The sequence below is a fragment of the Euzebyales bacterium genome, assembly GCA_035461305.1.
GTDB lineage: Bacteria > Actinomycetota > Nitriliruptoria > Euzebyales > JAHELV01 > JAHELV01.
Map to the genome: position 1 here is coordinate 1 of DATHVN010000032.1, position 26354 is coordinate 26354.

Here is a 26354-nt window from a genome sequence, read left to right on the forward strand (position 1 = left end):
GGGACGACCGACATGATTCGGCGTCGCGACACGACAAGATTCGCTGTCCCTTGACAAGGAAATCATTACGCGGTTGTGTTCGTTGGCAGAGCACGTCGCCCGCTCGAGGCGGCGTCGTGACCGGACGGCTGCTATGGCAACTTGTTGGCTGACAGTGCAGGACGTGGAGCCCCTCGGCGTACGCGTTGGGGCTCAGCGTTCCGCGATCTTCAACACTTGGCGTGACGATTCGTGCTCAGGGTGAGGCCATGGCCCACCATCGGCGACCCCCAAAGTGCTAGGGGACATGATGCCCTCATTGAATTATGCGGTGCTGTGCGACTACGCCCGCATTGACCCCGCGAGCGGCGTATGCCACATCATCGCCGCGGGAATTGACACGATCGTTGGCGACACGGAGCCGTTCGGACGGCAGATAGGCGTCGCCATACTGCTCGAGTTCACACGCGGGGAGTGCGGACGACCACACAAGTTCGAGCTGCTTGTGCAAGACGAGGACGGGCGTCAGCTTGTACGCGACATCACCACTGTCACGCCCGAGTGTAGAGACGACCTGCCCCCAGGCTGGAAAGCCCAGGCAGGCGCGGCGCTCAACTTCTCGGTGGTTTTCCCCTCGTTTGGCAACTACAGCGTGGAGCTGTTGGTGAACGACTCGAGCTTCAAGAGCATGAGACTCCGGACAGTGCCTGAGCGGCAAACGGTGCCGATGCCGACGGACAGACTGTGAACGCTCCCGTCCTCTCGACCCCCGCCACACGCGCGGATCGAGACTAAACTATATCGCTGAAAATGACATAAGATCGCGATGCCCGGCCCAGCCGCGGCCACCCGGGCCAACCGGGTAGCATCTGGCTGTGTCGAGATATGCCGCTGGCGGACGCGGCTAAAGATGACGGTGGCAGCCGCGGCGAACTAGTCGGCATCCAGGTCGTCCGGCCGGCGCGGGAATGGCCACTGGCGGAGATCCTGAGGAGATGGCTGCAGCCGGATCAGCAAGCCACCGAGCTGAGGGAGCTGGAGAGTCAGGGTTCCTCAAGTGCGACGCTCGCGTGTTCCCGGTAGCAGTCTGACGTTCACCTGACGCCGTCGAAGATCCGGTCTGGCAGGCTTCCCCCCGAGAACGCGTCACCGGTCGCGCTGTGGACAGGCCTCGTCATTTCAGGAGGTGCGTGACACCGCCGCGGCGTTGGCGGCGCACTGACAGCCCGCACCCCGCTGACGGTCAGGGACGGCTGGGCCACTCGTCGATCCACGTCACATACGACGTGTGGGGGCATCTGTTCCCGCCGCAGGACCAGGCATTCGCTGAGGCGTCGAACGCCTCGCTGCGCGAGTCGCTCGGGGCACCTCCGTGCACGCCGACGGCACGATGAGGTGAATGCGCAGGTCGGAGGCATGAAGCTGGCGGTCAGCACAGGCCTCCCAAGTCGGGAGTCGCAGGTTCGATTCGTGCCGGGGCACCCGGCGTCACGGCTGTCCGGCGGCGGGCGACGACGTGCGGCAAGGTGGAGCGTGATGCCCGTCCTGATCCGCGTCGCTGTCGCCGCCTACATCCTGGGCCTCTCGCTCGCCCTCGTCGTGGGCCACTGGCCCTTCGAGGGCCCGATGCTGCTCGGTGCGGCCGGCCACGGCATCCACGCGGGGGACCTGGCCGTCGTGGTGGCGACCCTCGTCGCCTGCCTGGTGGTGCTGCGGTCGGACTGACGGCAACGTCGGCCACCGCCTCCGGGCGACCGGGCAGCGACGCGCCCGCAACCGTGCGTACATCCCGCCGCATCTTCACGCAGCGGGTACCGTGCCGCCGTGTCGTTGGAGCTCACCCCACTCGTGGTCGCCGTCATCGGCGCCGCCGCGTTCCTGATCGGGTTGTCCAAGGGCGGCGTCGGCGGCGGCATCGGACCGCTGATCACGATCCTCGTCGCCGTGATCGTCACGCCCTCGCACGCGATCGGTGTGCTGCTGCCCCTGCTGATGATCGGCGACCTCGCCGCTGTCTGGGTCCACCGCGCGGACTGGGACCGTCACATCGTCGCGCGCCTGCTCCCGGCCGCGACGGCCGGCGTCGTCGTCGCGAGCCTGTTTCTGCGGCAGACGTCCGACCGCGGCATCGAGATCTTCCTGGCCGTGCTCAGCGTGGCGTTCGTGTCTACCGCCTCGCAGAGCCCAAGCTGCGCCGCGCCCGGCTGCACGCCCGCACGGGGCTGGCCGTCACCGCCGGCCTGACGAGCGGCGTCACGTCCACCGTCGCCCACGCCGGTGGTCCGCCCATCGCGATCTATCTGCTGGCGGCGCAGACATCGCCGGTCACGTTCGTCGCGACGACAGCGGTGCTGTTCTTCGTGATCAACTGGCTGAAGGTCCCCGGGCTACATGGCGGCCGGGCTGCGGGACGCCAGCATGGTGCGCGTCGCGCCGGTTCGCGATCCTGATCTGGCCCGGTGTCGCCGCCGGACGCTGGCTGGTTCAGCGGGTCCCGGCCACGGTCTTCGAGCGCGTCATCCTCGCGCTGCTGGTCCTGGCTGCGATCTAACTCGTGCTCGGCTGACCTGCGCCTTTTGACCGGGGCGCACGGGGGAACACTTCGTCCATGGCTTACGCAACCATCAGCCCCGTCAGCGGGGAGACGCTCAAGACCTACGACGACCACGACGACGCCGAGCTCGACCGACGCCTGACGGCGGCCATGGACGCCTACCACCAGTTGCGCAGCACGACGTTCGATGACCGTGCCGACTGGATGCGCGCGGCGGCCGACCTGCTGGACGACGACGTCGAGTCGACCGCGAGGATGATGACCACCGAGATGGGCAAGACCCTCGCTGCGGCGAACGCCGAGGTGCACAAGTCGGCCAACGGCATGCGCTTCTTCGCCGACCACGCCGAGGAGTTCCTGACCTCGATCGACTACTACGCCGAGCCGGTCAACGCCCGCAGGGCGATGACGATCTGGCAGCCGCTGGGAGCGGTGCTGGCGATCATGCCGTGGAACTTCCCCATCTGGCAGGCGATCCGCTTCGCCGCGCCGGCGTTGATGGCCGGCAACACGGGCGTGCTCAAGCACGCGTCGAACGTGCCACAGACCGCGGAGTACCTGGGTGGACTGTTCGCGCGCGCCGGCTTCCCGGAGGGCGCGTTCCAGCACCTGTTCGTCGGCAGCGACCGCATCGGCGGCGTGATCGGCGACCGCCGGATCCGCGCGGCGACGGTGACCGGCAGCGAGGGCGCGGGGCGCGCCGTCGCCACGTCCGCCGGCCGCCACCTCAAGAAGACGGTGCTCGAGCTCGGTGGCTCGGACCCGTTCGTGGTCATGCCCAGCGCCGACCTGGGGGAGGCAGCCAAGGTCGCGACGACGGCGCGGTGCCAGAACAACGGCCAGAGCTGCATCGCGGCGAAGCGCTTCATCGTCCACGCCGACGTCTACGACGAGTTCACGGACCTGTTCGTCGAGCAGATGGCCGCCCAGACGCTGGGCGACCCGATGGACGACGGCACCGACATCGGCCCGCTGGCGACGGAGCAGGGTCGCCGCGACGTGGCGGCCGCCGTGACCGAGGCGGTTGAGGCGGGCGCGAAGGTGCTGCTCGGCGGCGAGCCGCCCGAGCGGCCCGGCTGGTGGTACCCGGCGACGGTCGTGACCGACGTACCCGAGGGCACAGCGATGTACGACGACGAGGTTTTCGGCCCGGTGGCCGGGCTGTTCGAGGTCGCGGCCTACGACGACGCGGTCGCGCTGGCCAACGCCGTCCCCTTCGGTCTGGGCTCGAACGCCTGGACCAACGACCCGGCCGAGCAGGAGGCGTTCGCGCGCGACCTCGACGCCGGAATGGTCTTCGTCAACGGCATGACCACGTCGTTCCCGAGCCTGCCGTTCGGCGGGATCGGCACGTCCGGCTACGGGCGCGAGCTGTCCCACCTGGGCATCCGCGAGTTCTGCAACGCCAAGACCGTGTGGGTCGGCGAGCCCGGGCCATCGTCGAGCTGACCCACCGCGCACGTCCCGGCGTCAGCGTCGGGCGCCCGGCGGTAGCGGGCCACCCTGACCTCGGCGGCGGTCCGCACCGGCTGCGGCAGCGCGGCTATCCGCCCGCGCAGCCTGTCCGCGTCGACGTGATGGGCGCTTGGCCCCATCGCGACGAGCGCTGCGACGGCGTCGTGGTCCAGCGCCAGCGGATGGCGGTGGATGTCGGCGCCCTCGGGGACCAGGTGGCCCTCCAGCGTGCGGGCCAGCCGCTGCGGCTTGTGCTCGTCGACGGTCAGCAGGTCGAGCGCATCGACGAGGTCGCGCAGGTGGTCGGGGGTGGGAGTCACGACGATCGCGGCACCGCCCGGTGCGAGCACCCGCGCCATCTCGGCGCCGTCGCGAGGCGCGAAGACCGACAGCACGAGCGCAGCGACACCGTCGCGCACCGGCAGCCGCGACCACGCGTCGGTGACGACCGCACCGATCCGCGGATGTGCCCGCGCGGCCCTGCGCGCCGCGTGCTTGGACAGGTCCAGCGCCAGGCCCGCGCGGTCGGGTAGCGCGTCGAGCACCGCCGCGAGGTGGTGGCCGGTGCCGGCGCCCAGGTCGAGCACGCAGCCCGCCGGGGGTGCGAGGGCCACGGCGGCGGCCGCCACTGTGGCGCTGAGCGGCGCGAAGTGTCCGGCGTCGAAGAACGCCTGCCGCGCCGCGACCATCGCGGCGGTGTCGGCCGTGCCGGTCCGAGCGTCGCCCCGCAGCAGGTTGACGTAGCCCTGCCGGGCGACGTCGAACGCGTGGCCGCCGCCGCAGCGCACAGTCCGACCGTCAAGCACCAGCGGCCCCCCGCAGTGGGGGCACGCGAGCAGCCCGACGACGTCAGCCAGCATCGGCGGGCTCGGCGTGAGACAGCTCGGCGTCGACCACCGCGTCACCGGCAACGCCGACCTCGACGGGCCCGTCGCCGGCCAGGCCGACGACGAGATCGGTCAGGCAGGCGCGTCCGTCGTCGGCGAACACCTCGATCGACGACCGGTCGATCACGACGTCGAGGTCGACGACGTCTCCGGACGTCACCGCCGCAGTGTGCACCCCGGCGAAGCCCTGCCCGATGCCGGCTGCGCCGGTGCGGTCCAGCGTCACGGTCCCGGCCGCGGCGTCGTGGATCAGCTGCGCGTGGGCGTCCCGGGCGGTGACCGTGACCACCGACCGCCCCCCGCCGTCGGCGTGCGACCGCAGCCGGACCCGGGCGGCGCCGGTGCGCAGTGGGACGGCGGTCGCGTCGAGGGCGCGGGATTCCCCGAGGTGACGGGAGAGCTCGTCGACCGGGCGCTGCGCGAGCACCCAGCCACCGGCGCCGTCGGCGGCGAGGCGCACCTGGCGCGGCAGTGTCAGCTGCCCCCGTGCCGCGGTCGCCGGCACCTGCGCGGCGTACATCCAGTTGCTCATCCACGCGATCCAGATGCGGCGGCCGTCGGCCACGTCGGACCACGACTGGGCGGCGTAGAAGTCAGCGCCGTGGTCCGCCCAGCGCGCGACTCCGTCGGGCGTGAAGGTCGCCCCGTCGAAGCCGCCCGTCCAGTAGCGGGTGCCGGACCCGCCCGCCGGGCCATGCTCGAGCACACCGACCGTCAACACCCACCGCTCGTGGGGCGGACCGTCGACGGGCGGTGCGAACAGATCGGGCGTCTCCCAGACGCCGTGGGGCCGGTCTTGCGCCGGCACGAAGGCGCCGGTGGGCTCCCACGTCACCAGGTCGCGCGACGCGTAGAAGCGGGCTCCGGCGCCAGCGGCCAGGACCATAGACCAGTGACCGTCGTCGGGTTCGCCGAACCAGCTGACCTTGGGATCGCGGAAGTCCACCACACCGTCGGGCTGGCGCAGCACCGGGTTACCGGGATGCGCCTGCCACGTCCGTCCACCGTCGGTGGACCCGGCGATGCTCTGGACCTGCGTGGCGGGCGTGAACTGAGTGTAGATCGCGACCATGGCGCCCGGGCCGAAGCCCGCCGTGCCCCGTCGGTCGATGACCGCACAGCCGGAATAGACGGTGCCGTTGTCGTCGGGGTACAGCGCGATCGGCAGGTCGCGCCAGGCCATGAGGTCGGTGCTGACAGCATGACCCCAGTGCATGGGGCCCCAGTCGAGCGAGTGGGGGTGGTGCTGGTAGCACAGGTGCCACTCGCCGTCGTGGAACACCAGCCCGTTGGGGTCGTTGAGCCATCCGGACGGCGGCTCGTAGTGCAGCAGCGGTCGATGCTCCACCGGCTCCTGCTCCTCCCCTGCCGCACATCCGTCGTCCCAGCCTCACGGATGGGATGAAATCGCTTCTACCACGGGTCAGCGCCATGCGACCACATCGGGCTGATGGTGACCCATTGATGTACGCGGAGTGTGGACTTACGCTCATTGACGCCCCGGCATGAGTGGAGCGACCACGTGAACGCGAGCATCGGTGACGTCGCGCAGCTCGCTGGAGTGTCGGTCGCGACCGTCAGCCGGGCGATTCGTGGCCTTCCCAACGTGTCTCCCTCGACGCGGGACCGGGTGCTCAAGGCCGCCGCGGAGCTGCAGTACGTCGCCCATCCGCACGCGTCCCGCCTGGCCGCCGGACGCACGATGACGGTCGGCATGGCGGTGCCGTTGCTGACCCAGTGGTTCTTCACCCAGGTCGTCGCGGGCGCCGAGGGCGTCCTGGCGGCAAACGGTTACGACATCCTGCTGTACGGCGTCCCGGACACGTCCACGATGCGCCGGTTCGTCGACGACACGGCGTTCAGCAAGCGGGTGGACGGCCTGATCCTGGTCGACCTGCCCGTCACCGGCGACGAGATCGAACGCATGTGCGACCGAGGGCCCGTCGTGACCGTCGGCGTCAGCTCCACGTGTGCGCCATCGGTGACGATCGACAACGTCGAGGCCGCCGCCACCGCGACCCGTCACCTCGTCAACCTGGGCCACCGGCGCGTTGGCCTGATCAGCCACCTGCCGCCGCAGGCGCTGGAGTTCGCCGCGCCGGTGCAGCGCCGCGAGGGCTACGAGCGGGCCCTGGCCGAGGCCGGCATCGAGATCCGCGAGGAGCACATCGTCCCGGGCAACTTCGCCCTCCAGGGCGGAGCGGAGGCCATGGCGCAGCTGCTCGGCGTGGACCGCCCGCCCACCGCGGTGTTCGCGGAGTCCGACGAGATGGCGATCGGCGCGCTCAAGACGGTGCGTGACGCCGGGTTGCGGGTGCCCGGCGACGTGTCGATCGTTGGCTTCGACGACCATGACATGGCGGCGTACATGGATCTGACGACGATCGCCCAGCCGGCGATGCAGCAGGGCGAGACGGCGGCGACGCTGCTGCTCGACCTGATGCGCGACGACGCCCGCACCGACGGCGCCGAGGTCACCAGCGTGGTGATGCCCACGCGACTGGTGGTGCGCTCGACCACGGGACCCGACCACAGCATCAGCTCACGCGCCGGTTGACGCGCGCCACGGCAGTGGCCTCGTGTCGCCCCAGGCCTGTAAACCCTTGCGGTCCGGGCGTTGGCCCGCGATGATGCAGGATGCGCCGGCCGCCCGGCGGTTGCCGAGGCGCGCGGACGCCACCAGTGAACTCGACAGCGAGGTGTGAGAGACCATGGCCAGAGTCGTGTATGACAGCGTGTACAAGCGCTTTCCGGACGGCACGGAGGCTGTGAAGGACCTCAGCCTCGACATCGAGGACGGGGAGTTCATGATTCTCGTGGGCCCGTCGGGGTGTGGCAAGTCGACCGCGCTCCGGATGTGCGCCGGGCTCGAGGAGATCTCCGAGGGTCAGATGATCATCGGCGACAGGGTCGTCAACAACCTGACGCCCAAAGAGCGTGACATCGCGATGGTCTTCCAGTCCTACGCGCTGTACCCGCACATGACCGTCGCGGAGAACATGGGCTTTGCGCTGAAGCTCGCGAAGGTCCCGGCGGACGAGATCGACAAGCGGGTCAAGGAGGCGGCCGAGACACTCGACCTCATCGAGTACCTGCACCGCAAGCCCAAGGCGCTGTCTGGTGGCCAGCGCCAGCGCGTGGCGATGGGTCGCGCGATCGTCCGCGAGCCGCAGGCGTTCCTGATGGACGAGCCGCTGTCGAACCTCGACGCCAAGCTGCGGGTGGCGATGCGCACACAGATCGCCGAACTCCAGAACAAGCTCGGCGTGACCACGCTCTACGTGACCCACGACCAGGTCGAGGCCATGACCATGGGCGACAGGGTCGCGGTGCTCAAGCGCGGTGAGCTGATGCAGGCCGACTCACCGCAGCACCTGTACGACAACCCCGACAACCTGTTCGTCGGCGGGTTCATGGGCTCACCGGCCATGAACTTCGCCGAGGCGAAGTTCTACAAGGAGAACGGCCAGTACAAGGTGGCGATCGGCACCGGTGATGAGCCGGCCGTGCTCGACGTGAACGACGGCGCCATCGATCGCTATCCGAAGGTGCAGGACTACGAGGGCCGGAACATCGCGCTCGGCATGCGGCCCGAGCACTTCTTCCCTGCTGACGGCGAGACCCCGAGAACCATCGTGTGGCCGGATCGCCGCGTCACCCTCGTCGAGCAGCTCGGCGCCGAGATGCTGGTCCACTTCGGCACATCCGCGCCGCCGATCGTGACCGAGGACATGCGCGAGGCCATCGACGACGAGGATGCGTTCGCCGAGCTGCAGCGGCAGGGCCGCGAGGGCGGCCAGCACTTCACGGGCCGCTTCGGGCCCGGCAACCCACCCAAGGTCGACGACCTCGTCGACATCGGGTTCCGCACCGACTACCTGCACTTCTTCGACACGCAGTCCGGCGAGGCGCTGCGCTGACCATCGCGCAGCCGTAGGGCGACCGACGAGCCGGAGCATCGCGGCCCGCACCCGGTGGGTGCGGGCCGCACGTCGTGGTGGATGACTGGGAGGCGGCACGGCCGCCGTCGCGGCGTAGACGCGCGGCCGGGCTGGCTGCGGTCGTGGCCGCCGTGGTCATGGGCGGCGCGTTCGCGGTGCTCCGCGACGCCCGCGCGCCCGCGCCCCACGTTCGGGGTCGAACGCGCGACCGACGATGCCGTGGTGTCGACCGTGCCGACCGAGGACGTGTGGCCCCGTCCCCAGCCGGGGCTGTGGCGGTTCATGCCCGCCGTTCGCCTCACGCCGCGGGTCGGGCATGCCATGGTCTGGGGCGGGCACGCGGTGTTCGTGTGGGGTGGCTTCGACGTCGCCGGCCTGCCGTTGAACGACGGCGCGCTGTTCGATCCGGCAACCGGGACGTGGGAGCTCCTGCCGCCTCTCGCCGGCGTGAACGCCACCGCGTCGTTCGTCGCCTGGTCCGGCGCGGACGTGTTCATCGTGTCGGCCACGGCGACGCGGGTCTTCGATCCGGACCGTGGCGCGTGGAGCACCCTGCCACCACCGCCCCTGCCGGATGGCCACATCGTCACCGCCCAGGTGGTCGGCACCGGTGACGGCGTGGTGGTGCTGAGCAGGCACCGCCGCGACGCCGAAGCCCCGCCCGCGATGTTCCGGTTCGAGCACGCCGACCGTCGGTGGCGCCGCCTGCCGGACCCACCGGTGCCCATGTCCGACGACGATGTCGTCCTCGCCGACTCCGGCCGCGTCGTCGTCCACACCGTGCCTCGTTCGGACGGCCGCCTGCGGCGGCCCAACTTGACCTGCGCCGCCGCGACGCCCGTTGGCGGGCGGCCGCCGTCTGACCCGGCCTGGGAGACCGGCCGCTCGCACGCCTGCTCGGCACGGTGGAAGGCGACTGTGCCGGGCTCGTCGGTGTGGGCGTGCCCGGAGCGCGTGGCTACGCGGCCGCCGACGACGGCAGCGGGTGGCGTCGCGCCGAACCACCACCCCTGCCGGCGTCGCCGCAGGTCGACGGCCTGTGGGTCGGCGACGGGCTGATCGTGTGGAACCGGCTGACCGGCGTGGGTGCGCACCTCGAACTGCGGTCCGCGCGGTGGACGCGCTTCGCGGGCTCACCCGTCACCGACGGGGCGCCCCGGCCTGCAGCGTGGACGGGATCCACCATCGTGACGTGGGGCGGGTTCGATCCGGCCGGTGCGGTCTACCGCGTCCGCTGACCCGCTCACGCTGTGTTGCATGGGACTCACATGAAAACCCTTTCCGTTTGACGTCGGAGTGGGAGTAGCATGAGCGGTGACCGGCCAGGGTGACCGGTGTTCACGTCCTCGTAGGAGATGAGAGATGGCCGTTCGGGCCGTCGTCGTGGGTTCGCTGGTGATGGACCTGGCCTTTACGGTCGATGTCCGCCCCGGACCCGGTGATGTTGTGATCGCGTCCGATTTCGCTCGGTTCCGTGGCGGCAAGGGCTACAACCACGCGGTGGCGCTGGCGCGGATGGGCGCCGAGGTGTGCATGATCGGCGCGGTGGGGCGCGACCCGTACGGCGACGCGTTCCTCGCAGCGCTCGAACACGAGAACGTCGACGCCAGCAGGGTGGTGCAGCTGCGTGGCACCCCTACCGCGGTCGCGGTGCCGCTGATCACGCCGGACGGTGCGGTCGGCTACGTGCAGTACCCGGGTGCGAACCGGCTGCTGGCCGCGGCGCACTGCGCCGACCTTCCCGACTGCGACGTCCTCCTGCTGCAGGGCGAGGTCAGCGCCGCGACGTCGTGCCATGCGGCGCGGATCATCCGTGGCCGCGGTGGTCACGTGATGCTCAACCCCACACCGGTCGAGGAGTTGACCGACTCGCTGCTCGAGGTGCCGACCGTCATCGCGATGAACCAGCACGACGCTCGGCGCCTGCTGGGTGTCGACGCCGACGTCGACGGCCTCGAGCTCGCGCGACTGCTCCACACCGAGGGTCGAGCGGCCGTGGTGACCATGGGCGCCGGGGGTGCCGCGTGGGCCGACGACGACGGCGAGGGCAGCGCCCGGCCGCCTGTCGTCGATGCGAGCGACACCACGGGGGCCGGTTCCAGCTTCAACGCGGCGCTCGCGATCTCCATCGCAGAGGACACCAGCCTCGAGGACGCGGTGCGGCTGGCCAACGCGGCCGGAGCGTACTCGTCGACGGTGATCGGTGCGGAGCCGAGCTTGCCGACGCGCGCCCAGGCCGAGGCGCTGCTGGTCCCGGCCTCGGCCTGACTGCCCCGACCTGCGTCGCTCCACGGGATGGTGCACCACCGGCGGATGCGACGACGTGTGCAACGGCCACGGCCCAGTGCGACAGGGCACGGGCCGGCCGGTGAGCCTGGGCCGGCCGGCCCGTGGACCGGTCAGATCGCCGCGAGTGCGCGCAGCACGTCGACCCGGGCGGCGCGGCGTGCCGGCATGACCGCCGCCAGGGTGCCGACGACGGCCGCGGCCAGCACCGCCAGCGCGATCTGGCCGACGGGAAACGCGAACGTCGACACGCCCTGGTCCGCCAGCGCCTGGACCGACATCCAGCCGAACACCGCGCCGACGGTGATGCCGAACATCGCGCCGAGCACTGCGATCAGCACCGACTCCCACCGCACGATCGACCGGACCTGGCGGCGCGTGGCGCCGACCGCCCGCAGCAGGCCCAGCTCGCGGACCCGCTCGAGCACGCTCAGGCTCAGCGTGTTGATGATGCCGAACAGCGCGATCAGGATCGACAGGCCGAGCAGTGCGGAGACCAACCCGAGGATCTGGTCGACCCGGCCGGCGAGCTCCTCCTTGTACTCCGTGCTGTCCTGCGCGGTCAATGCCGCGTACTCGTCGGTGACGCCCTCGATGGCGGTGCGGGCCTGGCCGACGTCGACGCCGTCGGCGACCGTCACGTACAGGCTGAACACGCCGTCGTCGGGCCGTTGGCCAGCATGGTCTCCTCGTCGATGAGGTAGTCGACGTCGAGCCCGCCTCCGTCTATGACGGCGCGGATCGGCAGGCCCCGCTCGCCGCCGGTCGCGAAGGTGACGGGCAGCGTGTCGCCGGCACCGACGTCGAGCCGCTCCGCGGCGTCGTCGCTGATGACCAGGCCACCTTGCGCGAAGTCGTCCAACGAGCCGTCGAGCGTGTCGAACGCGAACGCCGTCGTCAGCTCGTCGGGCTCGATCGCTGCGGCGATGCCGACACGTCCGCGCACGGCGATCTGTCCGTTGCGCATGTCGGCGGACGACGCGACCTCGGGCAGCGCGCTGACCGCGTCGTCGACCTCTGCGGGGAAGCTCTCGACGTTCGTCGTGCGCACCTGCAGGTCAGACACGGACTGCTCGTCGATCGTCGCGGTCGCCGAGTCGCGCAGGGACGCGCCGAAGATCAGGGCGAACGTGACCAGCCCCAGGCCGATCATCAGGGCCGAGGCCGTCGACGCCGTGCGCTGCGGATGGCGTTCTCCTGCGCGAGCGCGCCGCGGATGCCCAGGCGCGCCAGCGGCCAGCCGACGATCCGCAGCAGCGGCCGCGCGACGAACCCGGCGAGCAGGGCGGCGCCGAGCAGCAGCGCGACCGCACCACCGAGGACGACGGCGAACGGCGCCTCGCCGAACAGCCCGGCGCCCAGCAGGCCCAGGCCGGCGGCGGTCAGCAGCACGCCGAGGACGGTACGGAGCCTGCCGCTGCCCTGCTGATCGCCGATCGCGACCGCCTGCATGGCCGCGACCGGTGGTACCTTCAGCGCCCGGACCGCCGGCAGCACGGCCGACAGCAGCGTGACCACGATGCCGACCGTCAGGCCGATCCCGATCGTCCGTACCGCGACCACGAGGTCACCGGCCGGGATCTCGATCCCGAACGCCACGAGCAGCTGCTGTAGCGCCATGGCGACCAGCACGCCCGTTCCGACGCCGACGACTGAGGCGAACGTGCCGACGACGAGGGCCTCGAGCAGCACCGACCCCAGCACCTGCGCACGGCTGGCGCCGACGGCACGCAGCACCGCAAGCTCGCGGGAGCGCTGTGCGACGATGATCGCGAACGTATTGTTGATCAGGAACGCTCCGACGAGCAGCGACACGCCGGCGAAGACGAGCAGCGCGCTGCCCAGGAAGCCAAGGATCGTGTCGGTCGCCTCCTGGGCCTCGCCGGCGAGCTGGTCGCCGGTCACGAGCTCGTAGTCGGCGCCGGCTGCAGCGGCCACGGCGTCCCGGACGTCGTCGAGGCGCGCGCCGTCGGCGGCGAGCACGTCGACGCTGGCGTAGCCGCCGTCGTCGGCGAGCAGCTCGAACGCGGTGTCGGGGTCGAACAGGGTGACCGACGCACCGGCGAGGCTGTCGACACCGTCGCCGAAGCCGAAGGCGCCGACGACCTCGTACTCCTCGATGGACCGTCGACGGCGATCCGGACGGTGTCACCGACGGCGTAGCCGTTGCCGGCGGCTGTCGCCGCGTCGAGGGCGACTTCGTCGGCCGCCGTCGGATACCGGCCGTCGCGCAGCTCGGTCGGCGACAGGTCGTCGACCGTGGGCGCGTTGAAGCCGAGCGCCGGCGGGCCCTGGCCGCTGCCGAGCGGCTGGCCGTCGGCGCCGAGCAGGCCGATGACACCCTCGACGTTGCGCTCGACGGCGGCGACACCGTCAACGGCGGCGGCGCGGTCGGCGACGTCCGGCGGCACGCCGGGACGAGGGACCTCGAACTGGTCGCCGCCCTCCGCGTTGTCGAGCTGTGAGATGCCGCGGACGCTGAAGTCCACGCTGCCGGTGACCTGGCCGAACACCGAGTCGAACGTCGAGCGGGTCGTGTCGGTGTAGATCAGGGTGCCGGTGACGAACGCGACACCGACCACGATGGCCAGGGTGGTCAGGGTCAGTCGCACCTTGTGCGCGAGCAGGCTCGAAAGGGTTGCACGCCACATCATCAGGCCTCAAGCAAGCGAAGCGGTAGGACACATGAGCAGTCAGCCCCCCAGGCGCTTCATGTGGTCGAGCACCCGGTCCGAGGTGGGCGCGTGCATCTCGTCGACGACGCGGCCGTCAACCAGGAAGATCACGGCGTCGGCGTAGCCGGCGGCCACGGAATCGTGGGTGACCATCACGACGGTCTGGTCGAACTCGTCGACAGAGCGCCGCATGAAGCCCAGCAGCTCGGCACCGCTGGTCGAGTCGAGGTTGCCGGTCGGCTCATCGGCGAACACGATCTCGGGACGTCCGGCCAGGGCCCGCCCGACGGCGACCCGCTGCTGCTGGCCGCCAGACAGCTCGGCGGGGCGGTGGGTCAGCCGGTCACCGACGCCGAGCGCGCGCACCACCGTGTCGAGCCACGACCGGTCGGGCGCGCGACCGCCGAGGCGTTGCGGGAGGATGATGTTCTCCGCCGCCGACAGGGTCGCAGGAGGTTGAACGACTGGAACACGAACCCGACGCGGTCACGGCGCAGGACGGTCAGCTCGCGGTCCTTCAGCGCGGTGGCGTCCGTGTCGCCGATCAGCACGGTGCCCGACGTCGGCGCGTCGAGCGCGGCCATGCAGTGCATCAGCGTGGACTTGCCGAGCCGGACGGACCCATGACGGCGGTGAACGCGCCGCGCGGGAAGCCGACGGTCACGCTGTCGAGGGCGCACACCGCCGTCGGCCCCTCCCCGTACTGCTTGACCAGGTCCACGCAGCGCGCTGCGAACCGTTGATCGTCGTGCTCGATGGTCGCGACCGTGTCGCCAGCAGCGACGGTTGGGTGGGGCGATGACATGCCGGGCTCCTTGTCCTACGTCCGTGTCGTGCGTGGCAGTGTCACGGCGGCACCGCTCGGTGTCATCGGCGTGGCGGATGATCTGTGGACCCACCATGCGGTGGACATCGGAACCGCAGTGGTCCGTCGGCGGTGGCACCGATGACGATCCCGACACTAGGAGCGCGCCCGGCAACGGTCTGTCGGGTGCCACCCCTGTCCCCCGGCACGACCCCGAGATGGCGCTCGGGGACAACCCTGAACGGCACGCGACCACGGCCGGTCAGCGGCGCGGCGCGCGGCGTGGATCAGCTCGGGCGCCGGCGTGTCCTTGAGCTGGAAGCCGCCTGCGCCAGCACGCAGGGCCGCGTACACCAGCTCGCGGCGTCGAAGGTCGTCAGGATCAGCACCTTGACCGGGTCGACGGCGGCGGCGCCCGCGAGGCACCGAGTGGCGTCGATGCCGTCGGTGCCGGGCATCCTGATGTCCATCAGCACGACGTCGGGCCGGGTCGTGCGTGCGAGGTCGACGGCCGCCTCGCCGTCCGCCGCCTCACCGACGACGTCCGCCGCAGGACCCTCGTCGACGACGATGACCCGGACACCACGCCGTCGGACGGCGAGGCGGACGTGCGCCTTCGTGCGCCCGGCGTGGCGCAGCGTGTTGGTCAGCGCCTCCTGCACGGCGATCACCGCGACGCCGTTGGCGGCGACGTGGTGCCGCTCCCAGGCGATGCGGGCCCGCTCCCCGCGACGGCAAGGCGCTCGCGTTCTCCACGCTCACGATCGAGCTTGCGTGCTCACTCCTCGAGCGCCTCTGCCCGTTCACGGGCGACCCTGCTACGGTCATCGAGCGCCGCGGCGGCAGGGCAGATGACGACATTCGAGATGATGTACTGCGGGCTGCCGGTCACGGTCACCGCGACGAGCGTTCCGAGCAGCATGACGCCGAGGGTCTGCAGCGCCTCGCGTCGGGGACCGGTGCGCCGCCACGGAGTACAAGGGCGATCAGCAGCGCGATGCCCCCCGTGGGGAGGCGCTGCAGACCCTCGAGGATCGCAACCGCACCCACGATGGCGAGGACGACGGCCGGCGCGATCCTGCGCGCGACCAGCGGGACCGTGCCCGAGACGACGACCAGCATGGCCACGGGTTCGGGGCCGCCCGTTCGCCGAGGAGGTCGACCGACGCCAGCACGCGCACCAAGGTCAGCTCGGCCAGCATCACGACAGCGCGCCTCCACCGCGTCCGCGACCCGCGGGGGACGCGCCCGGAACCAGCTGACCACGGCATCGATGCGGTGCACACCGTGACGCTACCGCCGACCCGCCGTCGCCGGCATCCGTCGCTGTGAGGATCCGTACGTCCTCCGCGGGTACGACGCCGCGCGTGCCATGCTGGCCGTCCATGCCGACCTCACCGGTGACCCGCGTCGACCTGTTCACTGTGCCACTGTCGGCCGTGCCACGCGCGGTCGGCCGGATGGCGACCGACCGCCAGCGGCTGCGCCGCGCCGACCCGGTCTTCTGGAAGCTGCTGGGCACCGGCGACGGGCGCACGTTCGACGCGCGCGACGCCGACCTGCGCCGCTGGGGTGTGCTCACGGTCTGGCCGACGGAGGACCACGCCGCGGACTTCTCCACGCGCCACGACGTGGTCGGCGGCTGGCGTCGCCTCGCCGATGAGCACTGGTGGGCACTGCTGCGCACGCTGCGCGTGTCGGGGTCGTGGTCGCGGCGCCAGCCGTTCGGCGCGTCAGACGGGCAGCGGGCGACCGGCCCCGTGGCCGCGCTGACCCGCGCCCGGCTGCGCTTGTCACGGGCGCCCCGGTTCTGGCGCTCGGTGGCCGCGGTGACCGCCGACCTCGACCGCGCGGACGGCCTGCGCCTGCGGCTGGGCGTCGGCGAGGCGCCGCTGGGGCTGCAGGGCACGTTCAGCCTGTGGGACTCCCCCACCGCGATGCAGGCCTTCGCCTACCGGGCGGCTCCCCACCGCGACGTCATCCGGCGCAGCACCAGCGAACGCTGGTACGCTGAGGAGTTGTTCGCGCGCTTCGCCGTCGCCCACCACGGCGGCACGATCTTCGGCGCCGACCCCCTGGCCGGCTTCCGCGTGTAGCTCGGTGGCCGGCAGTGTAACGCGTGGCCGCTCGTCGGACCCTGACGCGCGTGTGCACCGTAGTATTGGCGCCCGTGCGAGACGTGGTGGTCATCGGAGCGGGTCACAACGCGCTGGTCGCTGCCTGCTACCTGGCCCGCGAGGGCCTCGACGTCGAGGTCGTCGAGCGTCGCGACGTCGTCGGCGGTGCGGTGTCGACCGTCGAGCGCTTCCCCGGCTACCTGATGGACGTCGGCTCGAGCGCCCACATCATGGTGCGCCACACCGGCATCGTCGAGGACCTCGACCTGGCCGCGCACGGACTGGTCTACCAGGACCTCGACCCGTGGGGCTACGCCCCGTTCGGCGACGAGGCGATCGCCCTGCACGTCGACCTCGACCGGGCGTGCCAGTCGATCGCCAAGGTGTGCGGCGATGCCGACGCCGACGCCTACCACGCGTTCGCGAGTTCCTGGTCGGCCTACAACCTCAAGGTGTTCGACGCGTTCCAGCAGCCGCCGACGGGACGGCACCTGGTGCGCAACCTCGCCGGCATCGGCCGGCTGTCGCGGGAGCCGTCGATCGAGCTGGGGCGTCAGTTCCTGTTGTCGGGCGACGAGCTGCTCGACCTGCACTTCCGCGACGAGCGGCTCAAGACCGCGCTGGCGTGGATGGGCGCACAGTCGGGACCGCCGACGCATCAGCCGGCCACCGCCGAGCTCGTCGCCTGGAACATGGTGATGCACCGCCTGCCGCCCGGCCATCCGACGGGCGGGTCGGGCATGCTGTCGGTCGCGCTGGCCCGCCGTTTCGAGTCCGACGGCGGGACCCTGCGACTCGGCGACGCCGCGACCCACGTGGAGGTCGGCGCGTCCGGCGTGCACGCCGTGCAGACCGCCGAAGGGGACCGCATCCGCTGCCGCACGGTCGTCGCCGGCTGCCACATCCTCGAGACCGTCGACCTGCTCGGCGGCAACGGGCTGGGCGACACCGCGCACCGCGTCAACGTAGGCAACGGCATCGGCATGGTCGTGCGGGTCGGCGCGACGTCGCTGCCCCGATACCCATCGGCGACGGGACCCGAGGCGTGGGGCGGCATGCAGCTGCTGGCGCCGTCACGGCACGCGCTGCGCGCGGCATGGGCCGACTACCTGCTGGGTCGTCCACCCGCCGAGCCGATCCCGCTGGTGATGACGTTCTCGGCGTTCGACGACACGATCGCGCCTCCAGGCAGGCAGAACATCACGATCTGGGCGCAGTGGCACGCCTACGAGCTCGCCAACGGCGAACGGTGGGATGACATCGCCGAGCGGGAGGGCCGCAAGCTGGTCGAGGCCGTCGACCGCGCCGCGCCCGGGTTCGCCGACAGCGTCGAGCACATGCACGTGCAGACGCCCGTCGAGCTCGAGCGCGAGCTCGGGCTGCGCCGCGGCAACGTGATGCACCTCGAGATGAACCTGGCGCAGATGTTCTCGTGGCGTCCGACGCACGAGCTGTCGGGCTACCGCACGCCGATCGACGGGCTCTACCTCACCGGCGCGTCGACCCATCCCGGTGGCGGGGTGTTCGGCGCGAGCGGCCGTTCGGCCGCGCGCGTGCTGCTGGCCGACCGGCGACGGCGGTGGTGGCGTCCATGGGCATGAGCCACGCTGAGGAGTCGCTGGACCGGGGCCTCGCCTCGGCGGCCGTGGCGCGCGTGGTCCCGGTCGCGCTGGCCGTCACCGTCGTCGCGCTGCAGATCGTCTACCCGCTCGTGCCCCAGGGACCGGCACGCGACCGCCTGACGGTACTGATCGTCGTATGCTTCGCGGTCGCGTCGCTGACCCATGCGCTGGTGTGGCGCGGCGTGGGCTTCGCGGTCGCGCTGTTCGCGACGACCGCGCTCGGCGGCCTGGCGATCGAGGTGATCGGCGTGTCGACCGGCCTGCCGTTCGGCGAGTACCACTACCTGGATTCTCTGGGCGCGCAGCTGCTGGGGGTACCGGTGGTCGTGGCGCTGGCGTGGACGATGATGGCCTACCCCGCCTACGTCATCAGCCAGGTCATCGGCGGCGGTCCGGCGCGCGCGGCGATCGTCGGCGGGTGGGCCCTTGCGTCGTGGGACCTGTTCCTGGACCCGCAGATGGTGCAAGCCGGCCACTGGGAGTGGCAGACCACCGGGGTGGCGCTGGCCGGCATCCCGGTCACCAACTACCTGGCCTGGTTCGTCGTCGCCACCGTGATGATGGCGACGCTGCGCGCCCTGACGGCGCCGGAGGCTGCCGTCGCCGACGACCGGGTTCCGCTGGGGCTGTATGGGTGGACCTGGGCGTCGTCGGTGATGGCCCACGCGGTGTTCTTCGGCCTGCCGGTCTCGGCACTGGTCGGCGGCATCGGCATGGGTCTCGTCGTGCTCGCCCTGGTCCGCGCGCTGCGATGACGGGCGTGGCGCCGGCGTGGTGACCCGTGCCGGCACACCGGCACCAGCTGCCACGGCCGGGCGAGCGTGGCGGCCAGCGCCGGCACACCGGCACCGACTGCCACGACCGCGTGGGCGGGCCCCGGCTGACACGCGCCCCCAACGGGCATTGCGCGCCGGGGTAACGGCGACCGCCGCGCTGCTGGCGCACACGGTCGTCAACGCCCGGCTGCTGCGCCGGCCGCCGACGCGCCGGCAGCCGACCCGACCCGTCAGCGTTCTGATCCCCGCGCGGGACGAGGCCGACCGGATCGGTCCCTGCGTGCGGGCAGTGCTCGACAGTGACTGGGACGACCTGCAGGTGCTCGTGCTCGACGACGGCTCGACCGATGGGACCGCCGACGTCGTCCAGCGCGTGGCCGGCGGCGACCCACGGCTGCGGCTGCTCACGGGCGACCCCACGCCGGCTGGCTGGCTCGGCAAGACCTGGGCCTGCGCCCGGCTGGCCGAGGCCGCCGACGGCGAGGTCCTGCTATTCGTCGACGCCGACGTCGTGCTCACACCGCACGCGGTGGCCGCCACGGTCAGCCTGCTCGACGACGGCCTCGACGTGGCCTGCCCCTACCCGCGCCAGGTCGCCGAGAACCCGCTCGCGCGACTGGTCCAGCCGCTGCTGCAGTGGTCGTGGCTGACATTCCTGCCGCTGCGCGTCGCCGAGACGTCGCCGCGTCCGTCGCTGACCGCGGCCAACGGCCAGATCCTGGCGTGCACCGCGGCCACCTACGCCAAGATCGGCGGCCACACCGCGGTCCGCGGCCGGGTGCTGGAGGACATCGCGCTGGCGCGCGCAGCCAAGCGCGCCGGGCTGCGTGCAGGAGTCGCCGACGGCACGACGCTGGCCACCTGCCACATGTATCGCGACGACCGTGCACTGGTCGCCGGCTACACCAAGAGCCTGTGGTCGGCGTTCGGGTCACCGGCGGGCGCCGCGGCCGTGACCGCGCTGCTCGCCTGGTTGTACATTCACCCTGTCGCCGCCGCGGCGCGCGCGCTGCGCCGCGGCGACCGCTCGACCGCCCGGGTCGCCGCGCTCGGCTACGCGCTGGGCGTGGCCGGCCGCACGGTCACGGCACGGCGGACGGCTGGCCGGACGGCGGACGCGGCGGCGCACCCGCTGTCGGTCATTGCGCTGCTCTGGCTGACGGGTCGCAGCGTCGTCGGCCACCGACGCGGCACTCTGGAGTGGCGCGGACGGCCGATCGCGGACGGCCCCGCACGCAGCAGCAGGCGAGAGACGAAGAGGCGGACATGACCCGCATAACCGTGGTGGGCGCCGGGGTCGGCGGGCTGGCTTGCGGCGCCAGGCTCGCGGCTCGCGGCTACGACGTGCAGGTGTATGAGCAGGCCGACGTGGTCGGGGGCAAGCTCGGATTGCACGAGCAGGACGGCTTCCGATTCGACACGGGGCCGTCCCTGCTCACGTGGCCGCAGGTGCTGCACGACGTCCTCGAGGCCACCGCCCCCGCGGACGGCGGCGCACCGGTCGACCTCGAGCGGGTCGAGCCGATCGCCCGCTACCACTACCCGGACGGCGCCATCCTGGATGCCTACGGCGAACGCGACCGGATGCGCCGGTCGTTCGACACCGCGCTCGGGTTGGGAACCGGCGCCGCGTGGACCCGCCTGATGGACCGCGCCGGGCGCATGTGGGACGCGATCGAGGGCCCGATCCTGTCGCAGCCGCAGCACGGCGTGACGGGGCTGGTCAACCAGGCGCGCCGCCTGACCGACCTGCAGAAGATCGCCCCGCACCGCTCGTTGCGCGGCATCGGGCAGCAGTACCTGCACCACCCGCACCAACAGCAGTTCCTGGAGCGCTACGCGACCTACACCGGGTCGGACCCCCGCAGGGCGCCGGCGGTCCTCGCGACCATCCCGTGGCTCGAGCAGACGACCGGTGCCTGGTATGTCGACGGCGGGCTGCACCGCATCGCCGAGGTGCTCGCCGAGCGCATCGTCGCGCACGGCGGAAACGTCCACACGTCGGCGCGCGTCGACGCCGTCGCGACCAGCGGCGACCGGGTGACCGGCATCACGCTGGCCGATGGCACGCGGGCGCCCGCCGACATCGTGATCGCCAACACCGAGGCGCGCACGCTGTACGGGCGGCTGCTGGAGCACCCCGGCGCGCCGAAGTGGCGCCGGGAGCTCGAGCGGGCCGAGCCCTCGCTGTCGGGCTTCGTCGTGCTGCTCGGGCTCGACGGCACGACCCCCGACCTGGCGCACCACTCGGTGCTGTTCAGCGCCGACTACGACGCGGAGTTCGACGCGATCTTCGGTTCGGATCCCCAGCCGGTGGCCGACCCGACCATCTACGTGTCGGTGCCGGACGACGCGACGACGGCGCCCGACGGCAGCGAGGCTTGGTTCGTGCTGGTCAACGCCGCGCGCCAGGGTCCGGTCGACTGGGACGCCGGCGACAGGTCGGCCCGCTACGCCGAGCACGTCATCGACCTGATGGCCAAGCGCGGCATCGACGTCCGCCACCGCATCCGGACCTCGGCGTGGATCAGCCCGGCCGACCTGGCCCGGCGCACCGGTGCGATCGGCGGCGCCATCTACGGCACGTCGTCCAACGGCTGGCGCGCGGCCGCCATGCGCCCAGCCAACCGCGGACCGATCGAGGGCCTGTACCTCGTCGGCGGCTCCGCGCACCCCGGTGGCGGCCTGCCGTTGGTCCTGAAGTCCGCGGAGATCACCGCGAACCTCATCGGCGGCTGACAGCGTCCGCGGCGTCACGCACGCTCGCACACGAGGCGGTCGGCCGGCTCACGACGGTGCTGCACGCCGCCGACCTCCCGTCCCGTCCGGGACCTGTGGACGGGGTGGTGTTCATGGCCTCGCGACGCTGCAAGTGAGCAACGACCCGGGGGGACCGGTGGGCACGGCTGGTGGACTCCGCCGTGGAACTGCTCGTGTCGGCCCGTCAGCCGTCGGACCGCTGAGGGTCACCGGCCGGACGCCAGGTCAGCGCAGCTCGCGGCGCAGCGCGACGACCAGTTGCGCGATGCCGACCAACGTCAGCACCATCAGGACCGCGATCGACCAGCCGGCGAGCTCGGCGGCACGGTCCGGGGCGGAGCCCGCGAGCGCGAGTGCGATCGCGCAGCAGATGACGCGCGAGGGCCGCTCGCCCACCGTGATCACGGCGGCGGGATCGGCGCCGGCGTTGCCGGCCCGTGCACGCAGGTACTCGAGGAGGAACATCGCGACGCCGGTCGTGACGGCCAGCCACGCCGGCGCGCCGACCGCCCATGCCGCGGTCAGAAACAGCGTGTCGGTGAGGCGGTCGGCTACCGAGTCCAGCACGTACCCCCACCGGGTCGCGCGGTCGGTCAGCACAGCGACCGCTCCGTCGAGGCCGTCGCCGAACCCGCTGACGACCAGCAGCAGCGCGCCCGCCACCGCCCACAAGCCGCCGAGCCCGGCGAGCGCGACGACGCCGAGCGCCAGCCAGACCGCCCACGCGGTCAGCACGTTGGGCAGCACCCCGACGGTCGCGAGCGGGCGTGCGGCGGCGTGCATCAGCGTCAGCCAGCCGCGCAGCAGCCGCGTAGGACGCGCGTCGTAGCCCTCGTGCGTGGCGCTCCAGCGGTCCAGATACGTGTCGAGGTCGGGCACCGGCTCGGTCGGCAGCCTGCGCGAGAGCACGGTGACCGCGACCATCACAACGATCGACACGACGAGGGCGGCCACGTACATGCCTGAATCGTAGGTGTCGCCGCGACTGGACGTGCCAGGGTGCGGTGAGGCTCGCACTGCGCTGCGGGCCGCGTGCGTCGTCTAGGCTTCCCGGTATGACGGGACCTCAGGAGGGCGGCGGCGCGCGGTCATGGCTCGATGCCAACCGGGCGTACGCCCACGAGTTCAGCGACGGCGACCTGCCCAAGCGGCCCGCGCGCCGTCTGTTCGTGCTGACGTGCATGGATGCCCGGGTCGATCCGATGCGGCTGCTGGGACTCGAGCTGGGCGACGCCCATGTGATGCGCAACGCGGGGGGCCGAGTCTCCGACGACGCCCTGCGCTCGCTGGTCCTGTCGTCGGCGCTGACGGACACGCGCGAGGTGGTCGTCATCCACCACACCGACTGCGCCCTCGGAGCGACAACCGACGACCAGGTCCGCGGGGACCTCGCCGATCGAGGCATCGACGTGGGGAACCTGTGGATCGGCGCGTTCGACGACCTCGACGCCAGCGTGCGCGAGGACGTCGCCACGTTGCGGTCGGCGCTGGCGTCGGCCGACATCGCGGTCAGCGGCTACGTCTACGACGTGCGGACCGGCGCGCTGTGCACCGTCGACGAGGGCTGAGCGTGGTGGCGGGCCTCGTCACGGCCGGCGTCACACCGGCGGGTCCACGCCGAGGAGGTCCGCGACGAGGTCCAGCGGCAGGCCGGCGACCGTGTCGAGCCGTCCCTCGATCGCCATGACCAACGCACCGCCGCCGCCCTGGATCGCGTAGGCCCCGGGTTTGTCCAGCGGCTCGCGCGAGGCGACGTAGGCCGCGATCTGCTCGTCGGTGTAGGCGTGCATCGTCACGCGCGTGACCGCGACCGCGGCGCGCTCCGTGCCGGCGTCGATGTTGACGACCGCCACACCCGTCGCCACGGTGTGGCTCCGGCCACACAGTCGCTGCAGCATGCGCGCGGCGTCGGCGGCGTCAGTCGGCTTGCCCAGGACGATCCCGTCGACGGCCACCTCGGTGTCGGCCGCGATCACGATGCCGGTCATGTGGGTGCCGGCGACCGCCCGCGCCATGCGCAGCGCGAGGTCGCGCACCAGTGCAGTGACGGGCAGCGGCCCGCGGACCGCCTCGTCCACATGGCTCTCCTCGATGTCGAAGGCGAGCCCCAGGCGTCCCAGCAGCTGACGCCGCCGCGGCGAGGCCGACGCCAGGATCAGTGGTGGCGTCACCGTCTGGCCTCCTCACGCTTGCCCGTGACCGTCTGACCCGGAGCGTCCCGGCACCCGGACCCGTCAGCCGCTTCTACCATGTCGGTCGCCACGGCGCCGCGGGTCGTCCGCCACCGCCGTCCACCGTTCGGAGCTGACCATGAAGTTGGGCATCAACCTCGGCTACTCGGGGGCGCAGATGGGCGACATCCTGCCGCTGGTCAGGCTCGCGGACCGCATCGGCGTCGACTCGGTGTGGGCGGCGGAGGCCTACGGGTCCGACGCGGTGACGGTGCTGTCCTACCTCGCGGGCCAGACCGAGCGGATCGCGCTCGGCTCGGCGATCCTGCAGATGCCGGCCAGGACGCCGGCGAACACGGCGATGACCGCGATGACCCTCGACGCGCTGTCGGGCGGGCGGGTGATCCTGGGGCTGGGCGTGTCGGGGCCGCAGGTCGTCGAGGGCTGGCACGGCGTGCCGTACGGGCGACCACTGACGCGCACCCGGGAGTACGTCGAGATCGTGCGGCGCGCCATCGCGCGGGCCGAGCCGCTGGCCTTCCACGGCGACGAGTACCGGATCCCCTACGACGGGCCCGACGCGACGGGGCTCGGCAAGCCGCTGAAGTCGATCATGCACCCGGTGCGCGATCGCATCCCGATCTACCTGGCTGCGATCGGTCCCCGCAACGTGGCGCTGGCCGCCGAGATCGCTGACGGGTGGATGCCGATCTTCTACGCACCCGAGCACGAGGACGCCTTCGCCGAGCACCTGCAAGCTGGCTACGACGCCGGCGGACGCGAGCCCGGAAGCTGCCGGATCGCAGTGACCGTGATGGTCGCCGCGGGCGACGACGTCGATGCATGCCGCGACCGGCTGCGGCCGCAGTTGGCGCTCTACATCGGCGGCATGGGTTCGCGGGAGAAGAACTTCTACAACGACCTGGCGGTGCGCTACGGCTACGAACAGTCCGCCGCGACCATCCAGGACGCGTTCCTCGACGGCCGGCGCGATGAGGCGGCCGCCGCCGTGCCCGACGCGCTGGTCGACGAGGTCAGTCTGGTCGGGCCGATCGACCGGATCATCGGCCGCGTCGAGGCGTGGAAGGCCTCCCACGTCGACACGCTGATCCTGGGCACCGACCAGCCAGAGGTGGTCCAGGCGCTGCGCGACGCCATCGCGTAGGAACCACGGCCGACCCGCAGGCGTGGACGCATCCCAGGCTCGGCGGCGATGAGTTCCCGGCCCGCGACCGACACACTGACGACGACGGCCCGGGAGGTCGACGATGGAAGCTCGACCGCATGCACCGCGAGGAGCCGACCCTGGCAGTCGACGACCTGTCCGGCTACCCGGGCCCGGCGCTTGTACTGGTCGGCGATGGTGACCGACGAGATCCACTTCGCCCACACGCTCGCGCTGCGCAACGGCCTGCCCAACGCCCAGCTGGCCATCGTGCCCGGCGCCCGCCACGGTGTGCTCGGTGAGAAGCCCGACCTGTGCAACCGCTGATCACCGACTTCCTGACCGGACCGCGCCCGACCGGCGTCTGACGCGGGCCGACCACTGGTCACTAGGCTGGCGGGTGGTGACCGGGAGGGACGGCACGGCTCGGCGCACGTCGTCGCACGACGACGACGCCATCGTGACGACGCCGCGCCTGGCGGTGCGCCCCTGGCGGCCCGACGAGGCCGCGCGGCTGTTCGACATCCGCAGCCGGCGGGAGGTCGCGATGTGGCTGAGCGATCCGACGCCTTGGGCCGAGCCGGCCGTGGCGCGGACGCGCATCGCACAGTGGGCGCGGGAACGCGGCGAGGACCCGCCATGCGGGACCTGGGCGATCGCGCCCGCCGGCGACGCGCTGCCGGCCGGGGCGGTCAGCCTGCACCGCCTGCCCGACGACGACGAGGTCGAGATCGGCTGGTACCTGCATCCCGACGCGGTGGGCCGCGGCTTGGCGCGTGAGGCCGCCGCGGGCGTGCTCGACCACGCCTTCGCCGCGCGCGTCGCGCGCGTGTGGGCGATCATGTGGCCGCACAACACGCGGTCCGCCCAGATCGCGCTGGCGATCGGCATGCGTGACCTCGGGATCAGGAACGACCCTTGGTACGGCACCGAGGAGGAACCGACGTCACGCATGTTCCGTGCCGACAGGCCCGATCCCAACTGACCTGGCACGTATGCGTCATGCAGGATGATCACATCATGAAGCGGACGACGATCGTGCGGCCGGACGAGGCTGATGCACAGCTGCGGTACGAGGCGCGTCGTCGGGGGCATGTCGATGATCGAGTACGCGCGGGAGGCATCGCCGCGTACCTCGCCGAGCTTGCGGGCGAAGGTCGT

The 26354-nt window shown here is 71.9% G+C and carries 30 protein-coding genes; 17 read left to right on the top strand and 13 right to left on the bottom strand.

The window, feature by feature from the left end; translation table 11 throughout:
* The first annotated feature begins 286 nt into the window (after nucleotides 1-286).
* From VK923_02590 to VK923_02605, 4 genes are all read left to right on the top strand, one after another.
* Complete coding sequence (locus tag VK923_02590) at nucleotides 287-727, top strand: hypothetical protein (GenBank protein HSJ43553.1); 441 nt, start codon at nucleotides 287-289, stop codon at nucleotides 725-727.
* A 788-nt stretch (nucleotides 728-1515) separates the two neighbouring features.
* Nucleotides 1516-1704: a hypothetical protein gene (locus tag VK923_02595; protein HSJ43554.1), complete on the top strand. Its 189-nt coding sequence runs from the start codon at nucleotides 1516-1518 to the stop codon at nucleotides 1702-1704.
* Between the two features lie 99 nt (nucleotides 1705-1803).
* On the top strand, nucleotides 1804-2223 hold the full coding sequence (locus tag VK923_02600) for a TSUP family transporter (GenBank protein HSJ43555.1): 420 nt from the start codon (nucleotides 1804-1806) through the stop codon (nucleotides 2221-2223).
* A gap of 364 nt (nucleotides 2224-2587) precedes the next feature.
* Complete coding sequence (locus tag VK923_02605) at nucleotides 2588-3982, top strand: NADP-dependent succinic semialdehyde dehydrogenase (protein HSJ43556.1); 1395 nt, start codon at nucleotides 2588-2590, stop codon at nucleotides 3980-3982.
* Here VK923_02605 and VK923_02610 read toward each other — a convergent pair.
* Nucleotides 3892-4848 carry a methyltransferase domain-containing protein gene (locus VK923_02610; GenBank protein ID HSJ43557.1) on the bottom strand — a complete coding sequence of 319 codons (957 nt, stop codon included), beginning with the start codon at nucleotides 4846-4848 and terminating at the stop codon, nucleotides 3892-3894. The two genes, VK923_02605 and VK923_02610, sit on opposite strands and share 91 nt — an antisense overlap.
* A complete protein-coding gene (locus VK923_02615) occupies nucleotides 4838-6223 on the bottom strand; it encodes a glycoside hydrolase family 32 protein (protein ID HSJ43558.1) in 1386 nt (461 codons plus the stop codon). The genes VK923_02610 and VK923_02615 overlap by 11 nt, the downstream gene beginning before the upstream one ends.
* Nucleotides 6224-6397: 174 nt before the next feature.
* Between VK923_02615 and VK923_02620 the strand changes: the two genes are divergently transcribed.
* The 4 genes from VK923_02620 (at nucleotide 6398) to VK923_02635 (ending at nucleotide 11084) form a co-directional block, all read left to right on the top strand.
* The gene (locus VK923_02620; GenBank protein HSJ43559.1) at nucleotides 6398-7432 is read left to right on the top strand and encodes a LacI family DNA-binding transcriptional regulator; all 1035 of its coding nucleotides are present in this window, start codon (nucleotides 6398-6400) and stop codon (nucleotides 7430-7432) included.
* A gap of 154 nt (nucleotides 7433-7586) precedes the next feature.
* A complete protein-coding gene (locus tag VK923_02625; GenBank protein HSJ43560.1) occupies nucleotides 7587-8795 on the top strand; it encodes an ATP-binding cassette domain-containing protein in 1209 nt (402 codons plus the stop codon).
* Nucleotides 8796-9038: 243 nt separating this feature from the next.
* Entirely contained in the window at nucleotides 9039-9875 is an 837-nt protein-coding gene (locus VK923_02630; protein HSJ43561.1) for a kelch repeat-containing protein, read from the top strand.
* A 303-nt stretch (nucleotides 9876-10178) separates the two neighbouring features.
* The gene (locus VK923_02635; GenBank protein HSJ43562.1) at nucleotides 10179-11084 is read left to right on the top strand and encodes a ribokinase; all 906 of its coding nucleotides are present in this window, start codon (nucleotides 10179-10181) and stop codon (nucleotides 11082-11084) included.
* 131 nt (nucleotides 11085-11215) lie between these two features.
* Here VK923_02635 and VK923_02640 read toward each other — a convergent pair whose 3' ends face one another.
* From VK923_02640 to VK923_02680, 9 genes are all read right to left on the bottom strand, one after another.
* Complete coding sequence (locus VK923_02640) at nucleotides 11216-11758, bottom strand: FtsX-like permease family protein (protein HSJ43563.1); 543 nt, start codon at nucleotides 11756-11758, stop codon at nucleotides 11216-11218.
* Complete coding sequence (locus VK923_02645; GenBank protein ID HSJ43564.1) at nucleotides 11740-12255, bottom strand: ABC transporter permease; 516 nt, start codon at nucleotides 12253-12255, stop codon at nucleotides 11740-11742. The genes VK923_02640 and VK923_02645 overlap by 19 nt, the downstream gene beginning before the upstream one ends.
* A complete protein-coding gene (locus VK923_02650; GenBank protein HSJ43565.1) occupies nucleotides 12255-13085 on the bottom strand; it encodes an ABC transporter permease in 831 nt (276 codons plus the stop codon). The genes VK923_02645 and VK923_02650 overlap by 1 nt, the downstream gene beginning before the upstream one ends.
* A complete protein-coding gene (locus tag VK923_02655; protein ID HSJ43566.1) occupies nucleotides 13004-13756 on the bottom strand; it encodes an ABC transporter permease in 753 nt (250 codons plus the stop codon). Before VK923_02655 ends, VK923_02650 begins: the two co-directional genes overlap by 82 nt.
* 39 nt (nucleotides 13757-13795) lie before the next feature.
* A complete protein-coding gene (locus VK923_02660) occupies nucleotides 13796-14221 on the bottom strand; it encodes an ATP-binding cassette domain-containing protein (GenBank protein HSJ43567.1) in 426 nt (141 codons plus the stop codon).
* Nucleotides 14113-14361 (bottom strand): hypothetical protein, encoded by a 249-nt coding sequence (locus VK923_02665; protein HSJ43568.1) that lies wholly within the window; start codon nucleotides 14359-14361, stop codon nucleotides 14113-14115. The genes VK923_02660 and VK923_02665 overlap by 109 nt, the downstream gene beginning before the upstream one ends.
* A gap of 8 nt (nucleotides 14362-14369) precedes the next feature.
* Nucleotides 14370-14582: a hypothetical protein gene (locus VK923_02670; GenBank protein ID HSJ43569.1), complete on the bottom strand. Its 213-nt coding sequence runs from the start codon at nucleotides 14580-14582 to the stop codon at nucleotides 14370-14372.
* Nucleotides 14583-14869: 287 nt separating this feature from the next.
* Nucleotides 14870-15253: a response regulator gene (locus VK923_02675; protein HSJ43570.1), complete on the bottom strand. Its 384-nt coding sequence runs from the start codon at nucleotides 15251-15253 to the stop codon at nucleotides 14870-14872.
* 107 nt (nucleotides 15254-15360) lie between these two features.
* On the bottom strand, nucleotides 15361-15504 hold the full coding sequence (locus VK923_02680; protein HSJ43571.1) for a hypothetical protein: 144 nt from the start codon (nucleotides 15502-15504) through the stop codon (nucleotides 15361-15363).
* A 463-nt stretch (nucleotides 15505-15967) separates the two neighbouring features.
* Between VK923_02680 and VK923_02685 the strand changes: the two genes are divergently transcribed.
* The 5 genes from VK923_02685 (at nucleotide 15968) to crtI (ending at nucleotide 21836) form a co-directional block, all read left to right on the top strand.
* A complete protein-coding gene (locus VK923_02685; GenBank protein HSJ43572.1) occupies nucleotides 15968-16678 on the top strand; it encodes a hypothetical protein in 711 nt (236 codons plus the stop codon).
* Nucleotides 16679-16764: 86 nt separating this feature from the next.
* The gene (locus VK923_02690; protein ID HSJ43573.1) at nucleotides 16765-18300 is read left to right on the top strand and encodes an NAD(P)/FAD-dependent oxidoreductase; all 1536 of its coding nucleotides are present in this window, start codon (nucleotides 16765-16767) and stop codon (nucleotides 18298-18300) included.
* Nucleotides 18297-19076 carry a carotenoid biosynthesis protein gene (locus VK923_02695; GenBank protein ID HSJ43574.1) on the top strand — a complete coding sequence of 260 codons (780 nt, stop codon included), beginning with the start codon at nucleotides 18297-18299 and terminating at the stop codon, nucleotides 19074-19076. The genes VK923_02690 and VK923_02695 overlap by 4 nt, the downstream gene beginning before the upstream one ends.
* Before the next feature lie 148 nt (nucleotides 19077-19224).
* Complete coding sequence (locus tag VK923_02700; GenBank protein HSJ43575.1) at nucleotides 19225-20367, top strand: glycosyltransferase family 2 protein; 1143 nt, start codon at nucleotides 19225-19227, stop codon at nucleotides 20365-20367.
* A complete protein-coding gene (gene crtI, locus VK923_02705) occupies nucleotides 20364-21836 on the top strand; it encodes a phytoene desaturase family protein (protein HSJ43576.1) in 1473 nt (490 codons plus the stop codon). Before VK923_02700 ends, crtI begins: the two co-directional genes overlap by 4 nt.
* Nucleotides 21837-22082: 246 nt before the next feature.
* On the opposite strand, the gene VK923_02710 is transcribed toward crtI, so the two are convergent.
* Nucleotides 22083-22817 (bottom strand): CDP-alcohol phosphatidyltransferase family protein, encoded by a 735-nt coding sequence (locus tag VK923_02710; GenBank protein HSJ43577.1) that lies wholly within the window; start codon nucleotides 22815-22817, stop codon nucleotides 22083-22085.
* 95 nt (nucleotides 22818-22912) lie between these two features.
* Here VK923_02710 and VK923_02715 point away from each other — a divergent pair, with 95 nt between their 5' ends.
* A complete protein-coding gene (locus VK923_02715; GenBank protein ID HSJ43578.1) occupies nucleotides 22913-23425 on the top strand; it encodes a carbonic anhydrase in 513 nt (170 codons plus the stop codon).
* 30 nt (nucleotides 23426-23455) lie between these two features.
* Here VK923_02715 and VK923_02720 read toward each other — a convergent pair whose 3' ends face one another.
* Complete coding sequence (locus VK923_02720) at nucleotides 23456-24028, bottom strand: Maf family protein (GenBank protein ID HSJ43579.1); 573 nt, start codon at nucleotides 24026-24028, stop codon at nucleotides 23456-23458.
* A 139-nt stretch (nucleotides 24029-24167) separates the two neighbouring features.
* Between VK923_02720 and VK923_02725 the strand changes: the two genes are divergently transcribed.
* The 3 genes from VK923_02725 (at nucleotide 24168) to VK923_02735 (ending at nucleotide 26178) form a co-directional block, all read left to right on the top strand.
* The gene (locus tag VK923_02725; protein HSJ43580.1) at nucleotides 24168-25193 is read left to right on the top strand and encodes an LLM class F420-dependent oxidoreductase; all 1026 of its coding nucleotides are present in this window, start codon (nucleotides 24168-24170) and stop codon (nucleotides 25191-25193) included.
* A gap of 195 nt (nucleotides 25194-25388) precedes the next feature.
* Nucleotides 25389-25520 (top strand): hypothetical protein, encoded by a 132-nt coding sequence (locus VK923_02730; GenBank protein HSJ43581.1) that lies wholly within the window; start codon nucleotides 25389-25391, stop codon nucleotides 25518-25520.
* Nucleotides 25521-25653: 133 nt separating this feature from the next.
* Nucleotides 25654-26178, top strand: coding sequence for a GNAT family N-acetyltransferase (locus tag VK923_02735; protein HSJ43582.1), 525 nt, complete (start codon nucleotides 25654-25656; stop codon nucleotides 26176-26178).
* The last annotated feature ends 176 nt before the right edge of the window (nucleotides 26179-26354 follow it).